19 protein-coding genes are annotated in these 18,115 nt (G+C 70.1%); 13 read left to right on the top strand and 6 right to left on the bottom strand.

Annotation, left to right across the window (positions count from 1 at the left end; genetic code table 11):
- Positions 1–25: 25 nt before the first annotated feature.
- Entirely contained in the window at positions 26–1,390 is a 1,365-nt protein-coding gene (locus tag ACIA5D_RS08980; protein ID WP_396029300.1) for an extracellular solute-binding protein, read from the bottom strand.
- A 268-nt stretch (positions 1,391–1,658) separates the two neighbouring features.
- Between ACIA5D_RS08980 and ACIA5D_RS08985 the strand changes: the two genes are divergently transcribed.
- The 7 genes from ACIA5D_RS08985 to ACIA5D_RS09015 all read left to right on the top strand — a co-directional run bounded on the left by ACIA5D_RS08985 (position 1,659) and on the right by ACIA5D_RS09015 (position 8,629).
- Complete coding sequence (locus ACIA5D_RS08985) at positions 1,659–2,675, top strand: LacI family DNA-binding transcriptional regulator (protein ID WP_396029301.1); 1,017 nt, start codon at positions 1,659–1,661, stop codon at positions 2,673–2,675.
- Positions 2,676–2,812: 137 nt separating this feature from the next.
- Positions 2,813–3,388, top strand: coding sequence for a LemA family protein (locus ACIA5D_RS08990; RefSeq protein WP_396029302.1), 576 nt, complete (start codon positions 2,813–2,815; stop codon positions 3,386–3,388).
- Positions 3,389–3,392: 4 nt separating this feature from the next.
- Positions 3,393–5,117: a DUF2207 family protein gene (locus ACIA5D_RS08995; protein ID WP_396029303.1), complete on the top strand. Its 1,725-nt coding sequence runs from the start codon at positions 3,393–3,395 to the stop codon at positions 5,115–5,117.
- Positions 5,118–5,181: 64 nt separating this feature from the next.
- Positions 5,182–6,273, top strand: a complete 1,092-nt coding sequence (locus ACIA5D_RS09000; protein WP_396029304.1) for a hypothetical protein — start codon at positions 5,182–5,184, stop codon at positions 6,271–6,273.
- A complete protein-coding gene (locus ACIA5D_RS09005) occupies positions 6,270–6,812 on the top strand; it encodes a hypothetical protein (RefSeq protein WP_396029305.1) in 543 nt (180 codons plus the stop codon). The genes ACIA5D_RS09000 and ACIA5D_RS09005 overlap by 4 nt, the downstream gene beginning before the upstream one ends.
- Positions 6,809–7,276, top strand: coding sequence for a hypothetical protein (locus ACIA5D_RS09010; protein WP_396029306.1), 468 nt, complete (start codon positions 6,809–6,811; stop codon positions 7,274–7,276). Before ACIA5D_RS09005 ends, ACIA5D_RS09010 begins: the two co-directional genes overlap by 4 nt.
- Positions 7,277–7,681: 405 nt before the next feature.
- Complete coding sequence (locus ACIA5D_RS09015) at positions 7,682–8,629, top strand: discoidin domain-containing protein (protein WP_396029307.1); 948 nt, start codon at positions 7,682–7,684, stop codon at positions 8,627–8,629.
- On the opposite strand, the gene ACIA5D_RS09020 is transcribed toward ACIA5D_RS09015, so the two are convergent.
- Positions 8,626–8,943, bottom strand: coding sequence for a hypothetical protein (locus ACIA5D_RS09020; protein ID WP_396029308.1), 318 nt, complete (start codon positions 8,941–8,943; stop codon positions 8,626–8,628). The two genes, ACIA5D_RS09015 and ACIA5D_RS09020, sit on opposite strands and share 4 nt — an antisense overlap.
- Positions 8,940–9,491 carry a TetR/AcrR family transcriptional regulator gene (locus ACIA5D_RS09025; protein WP_396029309.1) on the bottom strand — a complete coding sequence of 184 codons (552 nt, stop codon included), beginning with the start codon at positions 9,489–9,491 and terminating at the stop codon, positions 8,940–8,942. The genes ACIA5D_RS09020 and ACIA5D_RS09025 overlap by 4 nt, the downstream gene beginning before the upstream one ends.
- Before the next feature lie 83 nt (positions 9,492–9,574).
- Between ACIA5D_RS09025 and ACIA5D_RS09030 the strand changes: the two genes are divergently transcribed.
- The 3 genes from ACIA5D_RS09030 (at position 9,575) to ACIA5D_RS09040 (ending at position 11,601) form a co-directional block, all read left to right on the top strand.
- Complete coding sequence (locus tag ACIA5D_RS09030; protein WP_396029310.1) at positions 9,575–9,946, top strand: nuclear transport factor 2 family protein; 372 nt, start codon at positions 9,575–9,577, stop codon at positions 9,944–9,946.
- A gap of 63 nt (positions 9,947–10,009) precedes the next feature.
- Entirely contained in the window at positions 10,010–10,342 is a 333-nt protein-coding gene (locus ACIA5D_RS09035) for a YciI family protein (RefSeq protein WP_396029311.1), read from the top strand.
- Positions 10,339–11,601, top strand: a complete 1,263-nt coding sequence (locus tag ACIA5D_RS09040) for an RNA polymerase sigma factor (protein ID WP_396029312.1) — start codon at positions 10,339–10,341, stop codon at positions 11,599–11,601. The genes ACIA5D_RS09035 and ACIA5D_RS09040 overlap by 4 nt, the downstream gene beginning before the upstream one ends.
- A gap of 440 nt (positions 11,602–12,041) precedes the next feature.
- On the opposite strand, the gene ACIA5D_RS09045 is transcribed toward ACIA5D_RS09040, so the two are convergent.
- Positions 12,042–12,533, bottom strand: a complete 492-nt coding sequence (locus ACIA5D_RS09045; protein ID WP_396029313.1) for a GNAT family N-acetyltransferase — start codon at positions 12,531–12,533, stop codon at positions 12,042–12,044.
- 95 nt (positions 12,534–12,628) lie between these two features.
- Here ACIA5D_RS09045 and ACIA5D_RS09050 point away from each other — a divergent pair, with 95 nt between their 5' ends.
- From ACIA5D_RS09050 to htpG, 3 genes are all read left to right on the top strand, one after another.
- The gene (locus ACIA5D_RS09050; protein ID WP_396029314.1) at positions 12,629–13,744 is read left to right on the top strand and encodes a sigma-70 family RNA polymerase sigma factor; all 1,116 of its coding nucleotides are present in this window, start codon (positions 12,629–12,631) and stop codon (positions 13,742–13,744) included.
- A 45-nt stretch (positions 13,745–13,789) separates the two neighbouring features.
- Positions 13,790–14,794 carry a hypothetical protein gene (locus ACIA5D_RS09055; protein ID WP_396029315.1) on the top strand — a complete coding sequence of 335 codons (1,005 nt, stop codon included), beginning with the start codon at positions 13,790–13,792 and terminating at the stop codon, positions 14,792–14,794.
- A gap of 314 nt (positions 14,795–15,108) precedes the next feature.
- Positions 15,109–16,962 (top strand): molecular chaperone HtpG, encoded by a 1,854-nt coding sequence (htpG, locus tag ACIA5D_RS09060; RefSeq protein WP_396029316.1) that lies wholly within the window; start codon positions 15,109–15,111, stop codon positions 16,960–16,962.
- On the opposite strand, the gene ACIA5D_RS09065 is transcribed toward htpG, so the two are convergent.
- Both ACIA5D_RS09065 and ACIA5D_RS09070 read right to left on the bottom strand, forming a co-directional pair.
- The gene (locus ACIA5D_RS09065) at positions 16,963–17,889 is read right to left on the bottom strand and encodes a PfkB family carbohydrate kinase (RefSeq protein WP_396029317.1); all 927 of its coding nucleotides are present in this window, start codon (positions 17,887–17,889) and stop codon (positions 16,963–16,965) included.
- Positions 17,886–18,041 (bottom strand): hypothetical protein, encoded by a 156-nt coding sequence (locus ACIA5D_RS09070; RefSeq protein WP_396029318.1) that lies wholly within the window; start codon positions 18,039–18,041, stop codon positions 17,886–17,888. The genes ACIA5D_RS09065 and ACIA5D_RS09070 overlap by 4 nt, the downstream gene beginning before the upstream one ends.
- Between the last annotated feature and the right edge of the window lie 74 nt (positions 18,042–18,115).

Genomic DNA, 18,115 nt, shown 5'->3' on the forward strand with positions numbered 1-18,115 from the left:
GGGTCGCCACCGCCCGGCCGAAGGATCAATGCACCGTGAAGCCCTGCGTCTTGGCGTACTGGACGATCTGGTTGTGCAGGTCGGTGGCCGCCTGCGTACCCGTCGTCTGCCCGTTGTTGATCTTTGCGATCTGCGCCTGGAGCTGGGCGTAGTAGTAGACGGTGAACGGGCTGTAGACGGCGCCCTTGTACGCGTTCTCGGCCGGCACGTAGATGTCCTTGTTCACGGTCTGCCCGTTGAAGAAGTCGACCTTGGCGTTGACGAAATCGTCGGACTTCAGCACGCTCTGGTTGAGCGGGAAGATCGTCTGCGTCTTCCAGCCGTCGGTGAGCGACGCGTCGTCCGCGTAGAGCCCGAGCGCGACCTTCGCGGCGGCGGCCTTGTCCGAGGCTTGCGTCGTGACCGCGAAGGCCGACCCGCCCCAGTTCACCGAGACGGGGCTGTTCGCGTCCCACTGCGGCAGCGGCGCGACCGCGAACTTACCCTTGTCCTTGCCCGCGCCGACGCCCGCGCCGGTCAGGTAGCCGGGCGCCCACGCCGCCGAGACGTAGGTGGCGTACTTGCCGCCCACCATGCCGGCGATGTAGTCGGTCGTGAACTGGTCTTCCTTGCCGACCAGGCCCTGCTTGGACAGGTTGCCCCAGTAGTCGAGCACGTCCTTGGTGGCCTGGTCGTCGAGCTTGATGGTGATGTTCTGCTTGTCCGACAGGTCGTAGACGAACGGCTGCGCGCCCTTCTGGATCATCAAGGCGGTGGTCACGGCCGGCACGTTGCTGCCGAAGTCGCCGAAGACCGGGCCGCCGGCGTCCTTGACCTTCCTGGCGTCCGCGGCGTATTCGTCCCAGGTCTTCGGCGGCGACTTGATGCCGTACTTCTCGAAGACGTCGGTGCGGTAGATCAGCGCCATCGGGCCGCCGTCGACCGGGACCGCGAAGACCTTGTCGCCCTGCGAGACGTCCTTCCAGGCGCCCTCGCTGAAGTTCTTCTTGACGTCGTTCGCGCCGTACGGGGCGAGGTCGACCAGGCCGTCCTGGATCTCGAAGCCGACGAGCTGGTCGGCCTCGAGCATGATGACGTCGGGCGCGCCCTTCTTCGCCGAGATCGCGGTCTGGAACTTCGCGTACTCGGGCTGGCCCTGTCCGGCGTTGGTCCAGCACACCTGCACGTCGGTGTTCTGGTTGTTGAAGTTGTCGACGACCTTGGCCATGTTCGGGTACCAGGCCCAGACCAGGACCCGCTTGGCGTCCTCGTGCACGATCTTGTTGGTGCAGTTGGTGGGCTTGGCCGCGGTGCCGCCGCCGCCGCTGTCGTCGTCGCCGCCACCGCACGCGGCCAGGCCGAGAGTCAGGACGAGGGGGATGGTGGCGGAAAGTCCTATTTTGAAGCGCATTTCCTGGCCTCCTGGATCAGGCGGCGCGCCAGCTCCTTGGACATTTCGGGCAGCACGAATGACGGGCTGTGATGTCCAGCTCGGAGGGGACGCGCTATCTGGGGTGGATGCCGAGGGGAGGGGGAGCTCACCACTCGCCGGTGATGTGTGATTTAAGTTCCGATTGCAGCGCTGCAAAGGACTATGCCTCGACCGTTCGGCTCTGGCAAGAGGCAACGTCGCGGAAATACTTTCGTCATCGCAGGCAACAAATTCGGGGAGGCTTTCGTTGAAAGAAACCACGCTGCGTGATGTCGCTGACCTGGCCGGCGTCTCCCCGCGCACGGTCTCCAACGTGGTCAACGGTTACGCCAAGGTCACCGACAGCACGCGCGCCAAGGTCGAGGCCGCCATCGCCGAGCTCGGCTACCGGCCGAACGTGCTCGCGCGCAACCTCGCCACCGGCCGGTCGGGCCAGATCGTCGTGGTGGTGCCCTATCTGGACACGCCGTACTTCGCCGAGCTGCTGCAGGCGATCATCCCGGCCGCGCGGAAGCTCGGCTACAACGTGCTCATCGACCAGACCGACGGCGACCGCGAGCACGAGGGCGAGCTCATCGGCCGCGGCTCACGCCGCTTCCTCTTCGACGGCATGATCATCAGCCCGCTGGGTCTCGCTCAGGAGGATCTTTCCGTACGCGATCCCGACCTGCCCCTGGTCGTGCTGGGCGAGCGGCGTTCGGACGGAACGTTCGACCACGTCGGGATCGACGACGTGGCGGCCTCGACCGAGGCGGTGTCCCACCTGATCCAGATCGGTCGCCGCCGCATCGCCGCCATTGGCGACCAGCCATACCCCACCGGCGAGGCCGCCCAACTGCGCACGAAAGGTTTCCGCGCCGCGCACGAAACCGCCGGCCTGCCGGTCGACGAGTCGCTGATCATCGGCACCGCCCGCTTCAACCGGGTCGACGGCGCCACCGCGATGGCCGCGCTGCTCGACCGCGCCGACCCGCCCGACGCCGTGTTCTGCTACAGCGACCTGGTCGCCTCCGGCGCGATCCACACCGTCCTCGGCCGCGGGCTGCGGGTGCCCGAGGACGTCGCGATCATCGGCTACGACGACATCGAGGACGGCCGGTACAGCCAGCCCACGATCAGCACCATCTCACCCGACAAGAAAGCGATCGCGCAGCTGGCGGTGGACCGCCTGATCATGCGGATCGGCAGCCCCGAACCCGTGCCGGGCGTGGAGCTCAAGGTCGCCCACGAACTGATCCCGCGAGAGAGCACTATCGGACATTGATCTTCATGGCGGTCGAGAACGCCGACCTTCGCGGCCGCGGACATGATCTTTGTTCGGGCCGAACGGCCGGTCCCGCCGCTGGCGCACACCCCCTACCTTGGGGGCGACAAGATCCATCACGTCTCTTGTGGAGCGAGATGACCACGGTCACCGCTGTTGTCGGCGGCATCGTCTGCGCCCTGCTCATCGTCGTGGTCGCCCTGCTGGTGGCCGCCTACAACCGTCTCGTCCGGCTGCGCAACCAGGCCGACGCGTCCTGGGCGCAGATCGACGTCCAGCTCAAGCGCCGCTACGACCTCATACCCAACCTCGTCGAGACCGTCCGGGGCTACGCGGCCCACGAGCGGGGCACGCTCGACGCGGTCGTTGCCGCGCGCGGCAACGCCATGACGGCCGCACAGGGCGCCGGCCCCGCCTCGCGGGCGGTGGCCGAGGGCGAGCTGACCTCGGCCCTCGGCCGGCTCTTCGCCGTCGCCGAGGCCTATCCGCAGCTCAAGGCCAACGAAAATTTCGCTGCCTTGCAGGGCGAACTTTCCAACACCGAAGACAAGATCGCGTACGCGCGGCAGTTCTTCAACAGCGCGGTCCAGTCCTACAACAACGCCGTCCAGACGGTGCCCACCAACATCGTCGCGGGGCTCACCGGCTTCCGGGCGCGCGAGTTCTACCAGGCCTCGGGCGACGAGCGCGGCCCCGTCCGGGTGCAGTTCTGAATCGATGACCGACCTGGTGGTGGCGGCCGCGGCCGTCGGTTTCTGGGTGCTCGTGTACGCGTTCTGCCGGATGCTCACCCGCCCGGCGTCACCGGGTGCCGCGCCCGCCACGATGGACCTCGGCCCGGAGTCGCCGGCGCTGGTCAGCCTGCTGGTCAACCGGTGGACGCCGACCGAGGACGCCGCCGAGTCGACGCTGCTCGACCTGGCCGCGCGCCGCTTCGTCGAGCTGCGCCAGCCCGGCGACGACCCACTGCAGACGACCGTCCATCTGCGTGCTTCGCCGCCGGCTTCGACAAATCTTTCCCCGTACGAGAGCCAGGTGCTCGAAAGAATCCGGGGGCTGGCCGTCAACGGGGTCGTGCCGATCACCGCGCTCACGTTCCGTGATGCCTCCGAGTCGACGCGCTGGAACAAGCGGCTGCGGCAGTCGGTGATCGCCGAGGCGCGGGCGGCCGGGCTGTCCCGGCGGCGGATCAGCAAGACCGTGTCGACCCTCCTGTCGGTCCTCGCCGCCGGGGTCGGCGTGGTGGTGGGGTTCGCCGCGCTGCACTACGGGTTCGGCAAGCCCGAGGACGATCAGCCGCCCGCGTTCGCGTTCGGGTTTTTCACGTTCGCGGCGCTGAGCGCGCTCGGGGCGCGGTCGCTGGGGGAGCGGGACACGCCGGCCGGCCGGGCCGCGGCGTCGCGCTGGCTGGGCGTACGCGAATGGCTGCGCGGGCACGAGCAGTTCGCCTCCCTGCCGCCGGCGGCGGTGGCCGTCTGGGACCGATACCTCGCGTACGGCGCGGCGGTCGGCGTCACCCGGCTGGCGAGCGCGGTGCTCGACCTCGAGATGGGCGACAAGCGGCTGGTCTGGTCGTCGTTCGGGGGGACCTGGCACCGGGTGCGGGTGCGGTACCCGAGCTTCTGGCCCCGCTACGGGCGGCCGCTGCCGCATCTGCTGGCGCGCGCGGCCGCGTACCTGCTGGTCGGTGGTTTGATCTTGCGGTTGTTCGGATCGCTGGACTATCTCGCGGCGCCGGCCGTCCTGCTGCTCGTGCTGGGCGCCTATGTGCTGGTGCGGGCGCTGCTCGACCTCGCGCTGACGCGGGAGATCGCCGGCGAGGTGCTGTGGCGGGAGGTCTGGAAGACCAAGAAGCAGGACAGCTCCGACGACTCGGCCGTCGTGTGGCTCTACCACCTCGCCGTCGACGACGGCTCGGGAGACCGGACCACCGCCTGGGGACTGCCCGCCGAGCTCGACGCGCAGGGCCGCGACGGCGACACGGTGACGATAACCGTACGTCCCTGGTCCCGCCGGATCATCAAGATCGAAACGGTGGGTCACGGCCGATCGCGGGAGATCGCCGACACGGTCACTGAGGAGGAGACCGGGTCGTTGTCGCTGACGATGATGCCCGCCGTCGCCAAGCCCCCGCTGTTCTCCGACGAGACCATCGCCCAGATTGTCGGGCGCGCCGTGGTCTCGTCGCCGCTGCCGCTGGGGCTCCAGTACAACGCGGCCGACACCGGGAAGCCGATGATGCTCGTGCAGTCGCTGTCGGGGCTGCCCGGAAAGGTCGCGTGGCGCGCCAATCAACGCGGTCAGGCGCTGCCCGGCGGGGCGTTCGTCGCGGGGGACCGGGCAGCGTTCCGGCGGGGCGAGACGACCTATGTGGTCACCCTGATGGGGGAGGGGCGCGCCGGCCGGCCGCACCTGCCGTGGCTGATCGCCCAGGCGAGTTGACCATTCATCCATCCCCGGGAATGTAAGTTGTGTCGGTCCGCCGTCCGTTCCCGAGGAGATCATCGTGCCTTCTTCGTCGGCCGTAGCCGCGTTCTCCGTCCGCGAGCGCTGGATCATGCTGGTGGCGAGCGCCTGGCTGGTCACCGGTCTTCAGCTCGACGCGTACGCGCACGCGACCACCCCCGAGCTGGAAACTTTCTGGACGCCGTGGCACGCGGTGCTGTACTCGGGCATCGCCGCGTCCGGGCTGACCCTGGTCTGGCTGCTGCGGCCGCGGTTGCCCCGCATTCCCACGTACGAAACCGTGCTGGCCCTGCCGAACGCGCTGCGGGTGCCGATACTGGGCATGGCTTTCCTGCTGGTGGGCGGCGGCATCGACACGCTGTGGCACAACGTCTTCGGCATCGAGCAGGGCCTGGAGATCTTCGTGAGCCCGAGCCACGAGTTCATCATCCTGGGCATGGTGCTGGTCGCCGCCGGCCCCGCCCTGATGACCACGGCGCCGCGCCTGAGCATCGCCGACGGGACACTGGTGACGATCTCGGCGCTGCTGACCGTGCTGCCGCTGCACATCTACTCGCTGCACGCCAACGTTCTGGGCACCATCTATTTCGGCGACGGCGAGAACCCCGTACGCATCTATTCGGAGGACGCCCAGATCTTCCACGGCTACGTCTTCACCACGGCGCTGCTCCTCGTGCCGATCATCCTGATCGGCCGCCGCTGGCCGCTCCCGCCCGGCGTACCCACCGTCCTGGTCGCCGTGCCCGCGCTCGCCATGCACCTGATGTTCCTCACCGACGAGCCATGGTGGATGTCGGTCACCATCGCCGCGTCCGCCGCCGGCGCCGAGCTGGTGATCCGCGTGGTCGCGCCGCTCGTGCCGGCGCCTTCGTCGATGGCGTGGCTGCTCCTGGGCCTGATCGCGCCCCCGCTGGTGTGGGGCACCCTGTTCGTGGTGGCCGACGTCGAGGTGGGCGTCGGCTGGAACGTCCACGTGGTCAGCGGCCTGCTCACCTACGTAGCCCTGACCGGCGCCGCGACTGTCCTGGTGGCCCGCAACGTCCGCCCGCCCGCGGTTTCGCCGGACGCGTCGTCCTCCGCTTCGCCGGCTTCGCCCAGCGCCTCATCGAACTCCGGGATCACCGCTTCGTGACCCTGCTCCGTCGTTCCGCTCTGCTGCTCGTGCTCGCCGGGGCCGTGGTGGCCGGCTGGGCGTCGCCGGCGCCGGCCCACGCCGGCGGCCTGGTCGCCACGGACGCCCGCAGCCGGGTGGTGTCGGTGTCCCCGCCGATCCCCGGGCTGTCGGTGACCGCCATCGAGGACGGCGCCAAGCTCCGCCTGGTCAACGGCACCCCCACACCGGTCGCCATCCCCGGCGGCGGCCCCGCCGCTCCCGCCGTGGTCCCCGCCGGCCACACCTCGATGTGGCCCGACACCCGCACCACACCCGTCGGCAGAAAGATCGGCCCCGGCGAGTCCCAGCCCTGGTCGCTGGTGCTGGACGTCGCCGGCGTGCCCGTCACTGTCACCGGCGTCCTGGAGGGCCGGCGGCCGCCCCCGTTCGCCCTCTGGTGGGCAGGCACCCTCGCGCTCCTGGCCCTGTCCGGCGGCCTCGGAGCAGCCGTAGCCGGGGCCTCGGTGCTGCGCACCCTGGCCGCCGCCCAGCAGACCCCTAGCGGAGACCCCGCATGACCCGCGGGCGCCGCGCCGATTCCGTCCGGGTCCGCGTGACCCGCGGGCGCCGCGCCGATTCCGCCCGGGTCCGCGTGACCCGCGGGCGCCGAGCCGAGCTCGTCCGGGCCGGCATGCTCGCGCTGATCGCCGCCGTGGCGCTTGTCGCGGGCTGTGGCCACACCGAGTCCCCGGCCGTCTCCGACTGCTCCTCGACCGTGCCCGGCTCGGTGCTCGTCACCTCCGACGTGCGCAACGGCCAGGCCACCCCGGCGCCTCATCGCGTGCTGATCCCGGAGGGCAGCACCGTCCAGGTGCAGGTCACCTCGGACCAGGTCGTCCAAGTGCACATCCACGGATACGACCTGGAATACGACGCCGCCCCCGACACGCCGGGTTGCGTGTCGTTCGTGGCCGACCGTGCCGGCCTGTTCGACGTGGAGGCCCACCCCGACACCCTGCTGCTGCAGCTGGAGGTCCGGTGATCAGTCCGGGCGTTGCCCCCAGCGGACCGTCGTCCCCGACCCGCACGTGGTCTCGGTCCTGCAGGTGGCCTTGATCCTGGCCGGACATGTGCTCGGCGTCCTGGCCGCCCACGACATGGCCCTCGCCGACCCGGCAGCCCACCGCTCGCCGTGCTGGCTGAGGAGCTGCCGGTCGTTCTCTTCATGATCTTCTGCACGTGGGCGGGCCTGTTCCTCCTCTTCGTCCGATGATCCACTGGTCAGGAATCCTTCCGATTCGGTGTGATGGGGACACCGATACTCACAGTGACGGTGGCCGGTTCCGGTGTGACCGATTTCCGACGCGGCAAGCCGCGCAGGAACATCAATGTCCGAAGATCGCTAAGCTACGAACCGTCCGATACTGCCGCTGCTGAGGAGAGCTTGGTGGAAGGCACGCCGACCGATCCGGCTGACGTACCGAACCAGCGCACCGCCTCCGAGCGGGCCGCCTCCGAGCGTGCCGCATCGTTACGAGCCGTGTTCGCGTCCTCGCCCCGCCCCGGCCAGTCCCCGGACGCGTCGCCCCGCAGACCGGGCGAATCGACCGCGGGCCGACGCCCGAACCCGGCCGGGCCGGCGCGACCCGCCGGGCACACGCCACCACCCGGTCCCGTGCGGCCGGCCGCCGGCGCGGTCGCTCCGACGCGGCGCAAGCGGCTGCGGCTCTGGCTCGTCCCGGTGGTCATCGCCCTGGTCGCCCTCGGCGGAGGCGCGGCCTTCGTGGCGACTCGCGGCACGCCGTTCGGCGTCAGCCACCGCGCCTCGACGGTCGGCCAGGACGCGAGCGCCACCCCTGGCCTCCGCCCGACCGCCGCCGGCGTCGCCGGCGTCCCGGTCGCGTCGGCCGAGCCCACGGAGACAGCGTCTTCGGCGACCGCCCCCACCGGGATCGCCGCTACCTCGGCCGGACCCACGGCCACGAAACCGGCCGGCAGGCTCAACAAGTCCAGGGCCAACCTGGCCCTCCGCAAGAACGTGGAGAGCTCCGCCGACGAGGCCTCTGCCTATCCCGCGTCCGACGCGGTCGACGGCAATCCCGTCACCCGCTGGAGCAGCGGCTTCGCCGATCCGCAGTGGATCAGGGTGGACCTCGGCACCGTCTGGCAGGTGACCAGCGTGCGGCTCAACTGGGAGCACGCGTACGCGATCAAATACCGGGTCGACATCTCCCTCGACGCCAAGCGGTGGACCACCGTCTACCAGACCTCGTCGGGGACCGACGGCCTCCGCGACATCCCGATCGACCCGGCCCCGGCCCGCTACGTCCGTGTGTACGGCACTCAGCGGTCGAGCCAGTACGGCTACTCCCTGCTGGAGTTCGAGGTTCGTTAACCGCCGAACCTGCGCGCCTGCTCGTGGTGGTGCATCGCCACGGCGTGCAGGTCGCGCGACGTGAAGCCCTCCCCGGGCGCGAGCCGCCCCATGTCCGTGGCGGCCGCGAGATGCCAGCGCGCCGCATGGTCGCGGCAGGGGAGGCACGTCACCTTCTCCGGCTGGGCGGAGGTCATCGCGTACGCCACCGTCAGCCCGCACCCGGTGGTGACCGTCGTTGGGGAGTCGGCAACCAGGCCGAACGTCGCGGCCAGCATTCCCCGCGCGGCGGCGTTGCGGTTGAGGTTCTTCTCGACGTGGATGTGCAGGCTCATGGGCGCAGTCCGTCCAGGATCACGGAGAGGATCCGGTCCCGCGCCGCCGCGTCCTGCCCGGCGTACTCGATGGCCCTCGACGTGCCCGCGAGCAGGCCGATCAGATCGGCCACCCGCAGGTCCCGGCGCACGGCGCCGGACTCCTGAGCGCTGCGTAGCAGCATGCCCAGCGCTCGCCGGACCTCCTGTTGCGCCTCCCCGGCTGCCTCGTGCAGGTCGACGCCGGCCGAGGTCAGCATGGCGGCCAGCGCGTTCTTGACCTCGCCCTGCGAGACCGCCTGGCGCAGGAACGACGCGAGGGCCGCACCCGGATCGGGGCCTTCGGCGAGCCGGGTCGCGTCGTCGGCGAGCCGGTGCAGGCGCGCGACGAAGACGCCCTGGATGAGCTCTTCCTTGGTGGGGAAGTGGCGGAAGACGGTGCCGATCCCGACACCGGCGGCGCGGGCGATCTCCTCGGTGGGGACGGTCGTGCCCTTCTCGACCAGCACCTTCTCGGCAGCCTCGAGGATGCGGGCGCGGTTGCGGCGGGCGTCGGCGCGCAGGGTCATGCGGTTCCCGGGTGGTAAACGGAGTGCGTACTCCGTATATTCGGAAGCGGAGTGGAGACTTCTACTTTAGTCGAGGGAGAGCGATGAGCACACCCAAGGACGTCTTCGAGCGGCTCAGCGAGGGAATCGGCAGCGGCGACTGGTCGCGGCTGCACCTCCTGTATGCCGAGGACGCGTCGGTCGAGATCCCGTTCATGCGGCCGCGGCCCGTCCGGATCCATGGACGGGACCAGGTGCGTGAGCATTTCGGGCGGTTCGACGGGCAGATCAGCCTCACGCCGCGGAACGTGCGCGTCTACGAGACCGGCGACCCGGAGCTGATCGTTGCCGAGTTCGACTACGAGACGGGCGGCGAGCGTCTCGCCAACATCCAGGTGCTGAGGATCCGCGACGGCCTGATCGTGGAGTCACGCGACTACCACAACCACGCCGCGATCGCGGACATGATGGGCTGACTTTGTCGAGAACGCCGGTGGCCCGTTCGTGTAGAGGGTGAGACACGCGAGAGGAGCGATTCGATGAAGCAGTATCTGCTCAGCGTCTACCAGCCCGACGGCGACCCGCCGCCGCCCGAGATCCTCGACCCGATCATGGAGGAGCTGGGGAAGCTCAACGCCGAGATGCAGGCCGCCGGGGCCTGGGTCTTCGCGCTCGGGCTCCATCCGGCGAGCACCGCCACCGTGATCCGCGACGAGATGCTGACGGACGGGCCCTTCACCGAGGGCAAGGAGCATCTGGGCGGCTTCACCGTGATCCAGGCGCCCGACCTGGACGCGGCGCTGGAGTGGGGACGCCGGATGTCGGCGATCCTGCGGCCGCCGCTGGCGATCGAGGTCCGGCCGGTCGTGTGAGCCAGATCGAGCGGATCTTCCGCGAGGAGTACGGCCGTGCCGTCGCCGTCCTGACGCGCCACTTCGGCGACATCGACGTCGCCGAGGAGGCGGTGCAGGACGCGTTTGCCACGGCCGTGCTCCGATGGCCGGAGCAGGGGATCCCACCCAGCCCGGCCGGCTGGATCATCACGACCGCTCGGAACAGGGCGATCGACCGGCTGCGGCGGGAGTCGTCCCGCCCGGGGCTGGAGGCTGCGGCGGTCGAGGCGGCGGCTCTCGAGGGCGATCAGGTCGCTGCCGCTCCGGTGTCGGCCGATCCGTTCGCTGTCGATGAGGAGGGCGACGACATGTTGCGGCTGATCTTCACCTGTTGCCATCCGGCGCTGGCGCCCGCCGCCCGGGTCGCGCTCACGTTGCGGCTGCTCGGCGGGCTCACCACCGCGGAGATCGCCCGGGCCTTTCTCGTGCCCGAGCCGACCATGGCGCAGCGCATCTCCCGGGCCAAGGGCAAGATCCGCGACGCCGGCATCCCCTATCGCGTGCCCCGCGACGCGGACCTTCCGGCGCGGCTGGACGGGGTGCTCTCCGTTCTCTATCTAGTTTTCAACGAGGGGTACGCGGCGAGTGGCGGCGAGAGCCTCACCCGGCCCGATCTCACCGCGGAAGCGATCAGGCTGACCCGTACCCTGATGCTTTTGATGCCCGACGAGCCGGAGGCTCGCGGCCTGCTGGCGCTCATGCTCCTCATCGAGGCCCGCCGCCCCGCCCGGACCTCTTCCGTCGGCGACCTGGTCCTGCTCGCCGACCAGAACCGCCTTCTCTGGGACCGCGCCCTGATCACCGAGGGCCAGGCCCTGCTCCGCGATTGCCTGCGCCGCCAACGTCCCGGCCCCTACCAGCTCCAGGCCGCCATGAACGCCGTGCACGCGGACGCCGGGACCGCCGCGGCCACCGATTGGCGGCAGATTCTCTATCTGTACGACCACCTCTTCGCCCTCACCCCCACCCCGATCGTCGCCCTGCACCGCGCGGTGGTGGTCGCCGAGGTGCACGGCCCCGCGCTCGCCCTCGAGATCGTCGACACCCTCGACGGCCTCGACCGCCACCACGTGCGCGACGTCGTCAGAGCCGACCTGCTACGCCGTCTCGGCCGCGTCACGGAGGCGGCCGAGACATATGAGCGGGCCGCCGCCGGGGCGGGCAACGAACCGGAACGGCGATTTCTGCGAGCGCGTGCCCACGCCCTGCGGGCGGGAGATGACGGGCCGGGTGGCTGAAGGGGAGGGGTTGTGTCGGCATGGGAAAATCTTGCACCCTCCCCTTGGGGGAGAGTCCAGAGCCACTTGCGGCCTTCCCGGGGCGCGCAGCCGGCCGGGCCGCGGGACACGGCAGATGGGGACGCGGCCGCGCACGGGGGTGACGCGGCCGCGCGAAAAGGCGACGCGGCCGTGAGCGGGCGATGGCGGTCACCAACCCACGACCACGCCGGTCGTTGCGCCTTCGAATGACGAAGGCACCGGAACGTATCACACATCGACAGAACCGTCAGCGCAACACTTCTGTCGGGTCTGCGGCGAGGAAAACCCGCTCGGTGCCTAATCCGAGGTTCTCGGGCAAACGCTGCCTTCTCCGTGAACTTCGGCCGCGCGATTTGTCGGGTTTCCGAGCGCGGCGCGGCCGCTCAGCCGGGTGCGCGCAATGGCGTCCGCGACTCCGATCATCCCGGCGGCAGGCGCCTCTCCAAAATGATCTCGTCATGGATTTCGATCCCGTAGTGCCCGACGACCGGAATCGACGGCTTCAGCCTCCGCGACTCATCGACCGCTCCCGGTTCTATCCCGACAATTCGCATACCGCGCCGCTGATAGAAGCGAAGCGCATCCACATTGTCGTTGGTCGTGATCAGCCAGACGCGCCCCATCCCCTTCCCGGACGCCACCTGCGCCGCGGCGTCGAGCAGCGCCGTCCCCACGCCCGCATTCCGTTCCACCGCGTCGAGCGTGACAACCTCGAGACCATCAACCCCGCTCGCGTACGTGAGGAGCCCGGCGACCCGATTCGCGCGCTCCGCCAACAACGCCGGAAGGTCCGCGGCGTCGTACCGCACCCCGTGCGCGACCACGATCGTGCTGCCCCAGGACCGCAGGAGCAGCTCGGTGATCCGGCCCCGGTCCTCGACGCCGGCATGACGAACGACGAGTTCATCCATGCCTGGTGAGACTAGGACCTGTTCCGGGATCCGACCCGGGTATGTCAGACCCTGGTCCGATGTTTTTGTCGGAGGGGGCAGGTAGCTTTCCGGGCATGGAAGCACAGCTGACGGCAATGCGCGGCGAGCTGGTGGGCTTCGCGTACCGGATGCTCGGCTCACCGTCCGAGGCGGAGGACGCCGCTCAGGAGACCCTCCTGCGCGCCTGGAAACACGGCGACGACTACGACCCGGCCCGCGCCTCGCTGCGCACCTGGGTCTACCGCATAGCGACCAATGTCTGCCTCGACATGCTGCGCTCGGCCCGGCGTCGCGCCCGGGCCGTCGACTTCGCCTCCACCGCGGCGCCCGGCGGCGATCTGGGCGCGCCGCTGCCCGAGTCGACCTGGGTGCTGCCGGTCCTCGACCGGTCGCTCGCCGTCCCCGCCCAAGTCGATCGCGCTCACGCCGATCGCGCTCACGCCGATCGCGCTCACGCCGATCGCGCTCATACCGATCGCACCTACGCCTACGCCGATCCCACCTACGCCTACGCCGATCCCACCTACGCCTACGCCGATCCCACCTACGCCGACCCTGCCGACATCGCCGTCCGCCGCGAGACGATCCGCCTGGCCTTCGTCGCCGCCCTGCAACACCTGCCGCCCCGCCAGCGCGCGGTGCTGATCCTGCGCGACGTGCTGTGCTGGCCGGCCGGGGAGGTCGCCGCCCTGCTCGAGACCACGGTCCCGTCGGTCACCAGCGCCCTCCAGCGAGCCCGCGCGTCCCTGCGCAGGGCCGACCTGCCGCCGCCGAGCCCGCTCTCCGACGCCGCCAAGCGCGATCTGGTCGAACGCTACGCCGACGCCTTCCACCGCGATGACGTCGCCGCCCTGGTCGCCCTCCTGCAGGAAGACGTCATCAACTCCATGCCGCCCTTCACCTGGTGGATCCAGGGCCGCGACACGGTCGCCAAGGTCATGGCGGCGTCGGACGGCTCGTGCCACGGCGCCCGCCTGGTGCCCGAGCTCGCCAACGGTGGCCTGGCCCTGTGGCAGGAACGCCCGACCGGGCCGGGGGGAGAGTTCGAGCCCTTCGCCCTGCTGCTCTTCGAGTTCGGCGAGTCCCTGATCTCGTCGGTCACCACGTTCCTCGGCTTCCGCCCGCCCACGCCCCACGAGTTCCCGCCGCCGACCGGCGCACGGCAGCCGGATGTCACCGAACAGGGGTGACATCCGGCCCGGATGATCCGGGCCGGCCGGCGTGAGCATCGGGGTATGTCCATGCGTCGGGTGGCGCCCGCGATAGCCCTCTTCTTCCTGTCCCCGGTGGTGGCCGAGTTCCTGCTCGGCGACTTCACGCTTGCTCAGCTGCCGTTCCTGGTCGCGCTGGCCCCCGCGTACGGCGGCGCCGCGGTGCTCGTGCGGGAGGTGACCCGCCGGGCCGGGCGTGGCTGGGTCACGATGATCCTGCTGGCCCTCGCCTACGGCGTGCTCGAGGAAGGGCTGGAGACGCAGTCGCTGTTCAACCCGGACTATCTCGACGCCCACCTGCTCGACCACGGGTTCGTGCCGGCGCTGGGGATCTCGATCCCGTGGACGCTGTTCGTGCTCACGCTCCACACCGTCTGGAGCATCAGCGTGCCGATCGCGCTGGTCGAGGAATGGACCGACCGCCGCACGCAACCGTGGCTGCGAGTGCCGGGGCTGGTGGTGGTCGCCGTCCTCGCGGTCGGCGGCGCCGTGTTCACGTTCGGCATCTCCTACGCGGACGGGCACTTCATGGCGAGCCCGGCCCAGCTCGTCACCACCGTCGTGGTGGTGGCCGGGCTGATCACCGCCGCCTTCCTCCTGCCGCGAGACCGCTCCGCCGTCGCACCGACGTCCGCGCCTACCCCCGTGCCTGCGCCTGGGCTCGCGCCTTCGCCGTGGATCGTGCTGGTGACGGCGCTCGGTGCCGGGGCGGTGCTCGCGATGGGAAACGAGCTGCCTGCGGCGCTCGCCGTGCCGCTGCTGGTCGTGGTGCTCGCGGGCACGGCGGTCGCCATCTACCGCTGGTCGGCGAGGAGCGGCTGGGACGGCCGGCACCGACTGGCGGCCGCCGGTGGGGCGCTGCTCACCTACGCCTGGCACAGCTTCCTGATGCACCCGGTGGTCGAGGCGTCCACGGCGCTCGTAGTGGTCAGCCATGTCGTCTTCGCGCTGGCGGCCTTGCTGCTACTGGCGGCCGAGGTGCGCCGCCTCAGGGATCGAGCGCCGGTGGCCGGACAGCCAGTCGGCTGACGTCGCGACCCGGAACCGTTCCGGCCGGTTGTTCTCGACGCTCATCGGCGGATCGGCGGATCGGCGGATCGGCGGATCGGCGGATCGGCGCGCCGGCGGCTTGCGGGCCGGAGACCGCGAAAACTGCGACGACAGATTCGCTCGCCACGCGGAAAGCGGCGCAGGTGATCGGCGCGAACAGGGCCCGACGCGCCGGGGGCCGAGCGCTGCCCGTACCCGTGAGTGGTCTCGAGAGGCCCTGGGTCGCCGGGCGGTGACGCTCGGGTCATACGATCTGGGGGCGAAAGTCGGGCGCGAAAAACAGGGGTGCGGGAATGGAGACGTTGGAGTTTCAGGCCGAGGCTCGGCAGCTGCTGCAGCTGATGGTCCATTCGATCTATTCGAACAAGGACATCTTCCTGCGGGAGCTGATCTCGAACTCCTCCGACGCGTTGGACAAGCTGCGGCTGGCGACGCTTCAGGACGGGCTCGAGGCCGACACTTCCGACCTGCACATCGAGATCGAGGTGGATGCCGAGGCCCGCACGCTCACCGTGCGCGACAACGGCATCGGCATGACCCACGAGGAAGTGGTCGACCTCATCGGGACGATCGCGAAATCGGGCACGGCCGACCTGCTCGCCAAACTCAAGGAGGCCACCGAGGCCCGGGACACCGAGCTGATCGGCCAGTTCGGCGTCGGGTTCTACTCGACGTTCATGGTCGCCGACAGAGTTTCGCTGGTGACGCGAAAGGCGGGCACCGAGGGGCACGGCACGATGTGGGAGTCGGCGGGCGAGGGCACGTACACGATCGACGACGCCCCGGACGCGCCGGTCGGCACCACCGTGACGCTCCACCTGCGGCCCAAGGACGAGGAGGACCGCCTCTTCGACTACGCCGCCGACTGGAAGATCAAGGAGATCGTCAAGCGGTACTCCGACTTCATCTCGTTCCCGATCCGGATGGTCTCGGCCGACAAGGCCGACGAGACGCTCAACTCGATGAAGGCGCTGTGGGCGCGGCCGCGCTCCGAGGTGTCCGACGACGAGTACCACCAGTTCTACCGGCACATCAGCCACGACTGGAGCGACCCGCTCGAGATCATCAACATGAAGGCGGAGGGCACCTTCGAGTACGAGGCGCTGCTCTTCCTTCCGTCACGCGCGCCGCACGACCTGTTCCAGCGCGACGCCCGGCGCGGCCTGCAGCTCTACGTCAAGCGCGTCTTCATCATGGACGACAGCAAGGAGCTCATCCCCGACTACCTGCGCTTCGTCAAGGGCGTCGTGGACGCGGCCGACCTTTCGCTGAACATTTCGCGCGAGATTCTCCAGCAGGACCGGCACATCCAGATGATCCGTCGGCGGCTGGTCAAGAAGGTCCTGTCGACGATCAAGGACATGCTCAGCAACAACCGCGAGAAGTACGAGACTTTCTGGCGGGAGTTCGGCCGGGCGCTCAAGGAGGGTCTGCTCAACGACCCGGACAACCAGAAGGCGATCCTCGACGTGGCGACGTTCTCGTCGACCGCTTCGAAAGAGGAGCCGACGACCCTTGCCGCCTACGTGGAGCGGATGAAGGACGGCCAGGAGGAGATCTACTACCTGACGGGGGAGTCCCGCTCGCAGGTGGAGAACTCGCCCCACATGGAGGCGTTCGAGGCCCAGGGGTACGAGGTGCTGATCCTCACCGACCCGGTCGACGAGATCTGGGTCGAGGCCGTGCCCGACTACGACGGCAAGAAACTCCAGTCGATCGCGCGCGGCAATGTCGACCTGCCCAAGGACAAGGAGGAGCCCGAGCCCGAGGGCGACTTCGGCCCGCTGCTCGGTTTCCTCAAGGAGAAGCTCGACGAGAACGTCAAGGAGGTGCGACTTTCGCACCGGCTCACCACGAGCGCGGCCTGCCTGGTGAGCGACACCGACGACATCACGCCGACGCTGGAGAAGATGTACCGGGCGATGGGCCAGGAAGGGCCGCGGGTCAAGCGGATCCTCGAGCTCAACCCCAACCACCCCCTCGTCGGCGGCCTGCGCGCGGCCCACGAGCGCGCGGCGGACGACCCGGCGCTGCCGGAGACGGCCGAGCTTCTGTACGGGACGGCGCTGCTGGCCGAGGGCGGCGACCTGGAGGACCCGGCCCGGTTCGCGAAACTTCTCGCCGACCGGCTCGCCCGCACGGTCTGATCAGCCCGGCAGGGCCGCGAGCCAGGCTCGTGGCCCTGCGTGGGCAACCCGCACGCCGGCCACCCGGATCGCGAACGCGATGCAGTCGGACAGGTCTGATCGGTCGGAGTAGGGCGCGGCGTCCGCGGGTGGCGGCGTCGGCAGGCTCGCGGGTCGCGGGATGTCGGCGTCCGTGAGCGCCACGGCCAGGGCGCCGTGGAAGGCGTCGCCCGCGCCGGCCGTGTCGACCGCCGCGACCGGCGGCACGGGAACGGACCCCGAGCGGGCGCCGCTGAACCACCGCACCGGGTCGGGGCCGTGCGTGACGATCGTGTGGGGCGCGCCCACGGCGGCGGCCAGGGCCGTGTCGGTGGGCGTGGTTTCGCCGGGATGACGAAAAGCGCCGGGATGACGAAAAGCGGCCGACGCCGCCACCACCTCCGCGAACGGAAAGATTTCCGCGAAAACCGGCCGCCACGTCCCGGCGTCCACCAGCAACCGGCGAGCGCTTCGCGCCGCCGCCACGGCCAGGCGGGGGTGATGTCCGTCGACCAGCGTCAGGTCCGCGTCCGGCAGACCCCCGTCCGGTACGCCCACAGCGGCGTCCCCCGCGTTGCGGCTGACGATCGTCCGCTGCCCGGTTCCGTCGAGGACCGTGATGGCCGAGACCGGCGGGGGCGCGGGCGATCCCGGCGTCGCATCGATCAGCTCCACCCCGTACGCGGCAAGGTCGGCCCTGATCAGCGAGCCCAGCGGATGCGAGCCGACCGCCGTGACCAGAGTCACCGATGCGCCCAGCGCGGCGGCGGTGACGGCGGCGTTGGCCGCCGGCCCGCCCGCCGCGATCGAGACCGCGGTCGCCTGTGCCTTCTCGTCCGCGCCGGGAAGGCGATCGACGCGATGGACCAGGTCCACCGTGACCAGACCGGCGCAGAGGATCCGGCTCATGTGGCGAGATCGTGGAAGAACGTGCCGATCCCGCGGAACGCCTCGGCGATGCCGTTGCCGATGCTCTGAGCCATGTCGGCGGCCGGGCCGGGGCTCGTGCCGATGTAGAAGATGACGAGGATGAGCACGATCCAGCCGATTGCCTTCTTCATGCCGGCCCCTTCCGCGACCCGGACGCGCTGCCTTACATGATCGTGACACGTCCGCGCTCGTGGACGCCGGACCT

This window comes from Actinoplanes sp. NPDC051513, assembly GCF_044454685.1.
In the GTDB taxonomy this organism is placed as follows: Bacteria; Actinomycetota; Actinomycetes; order Mycobacteriales; family Micromonosporaceae; genus Actinoplanes.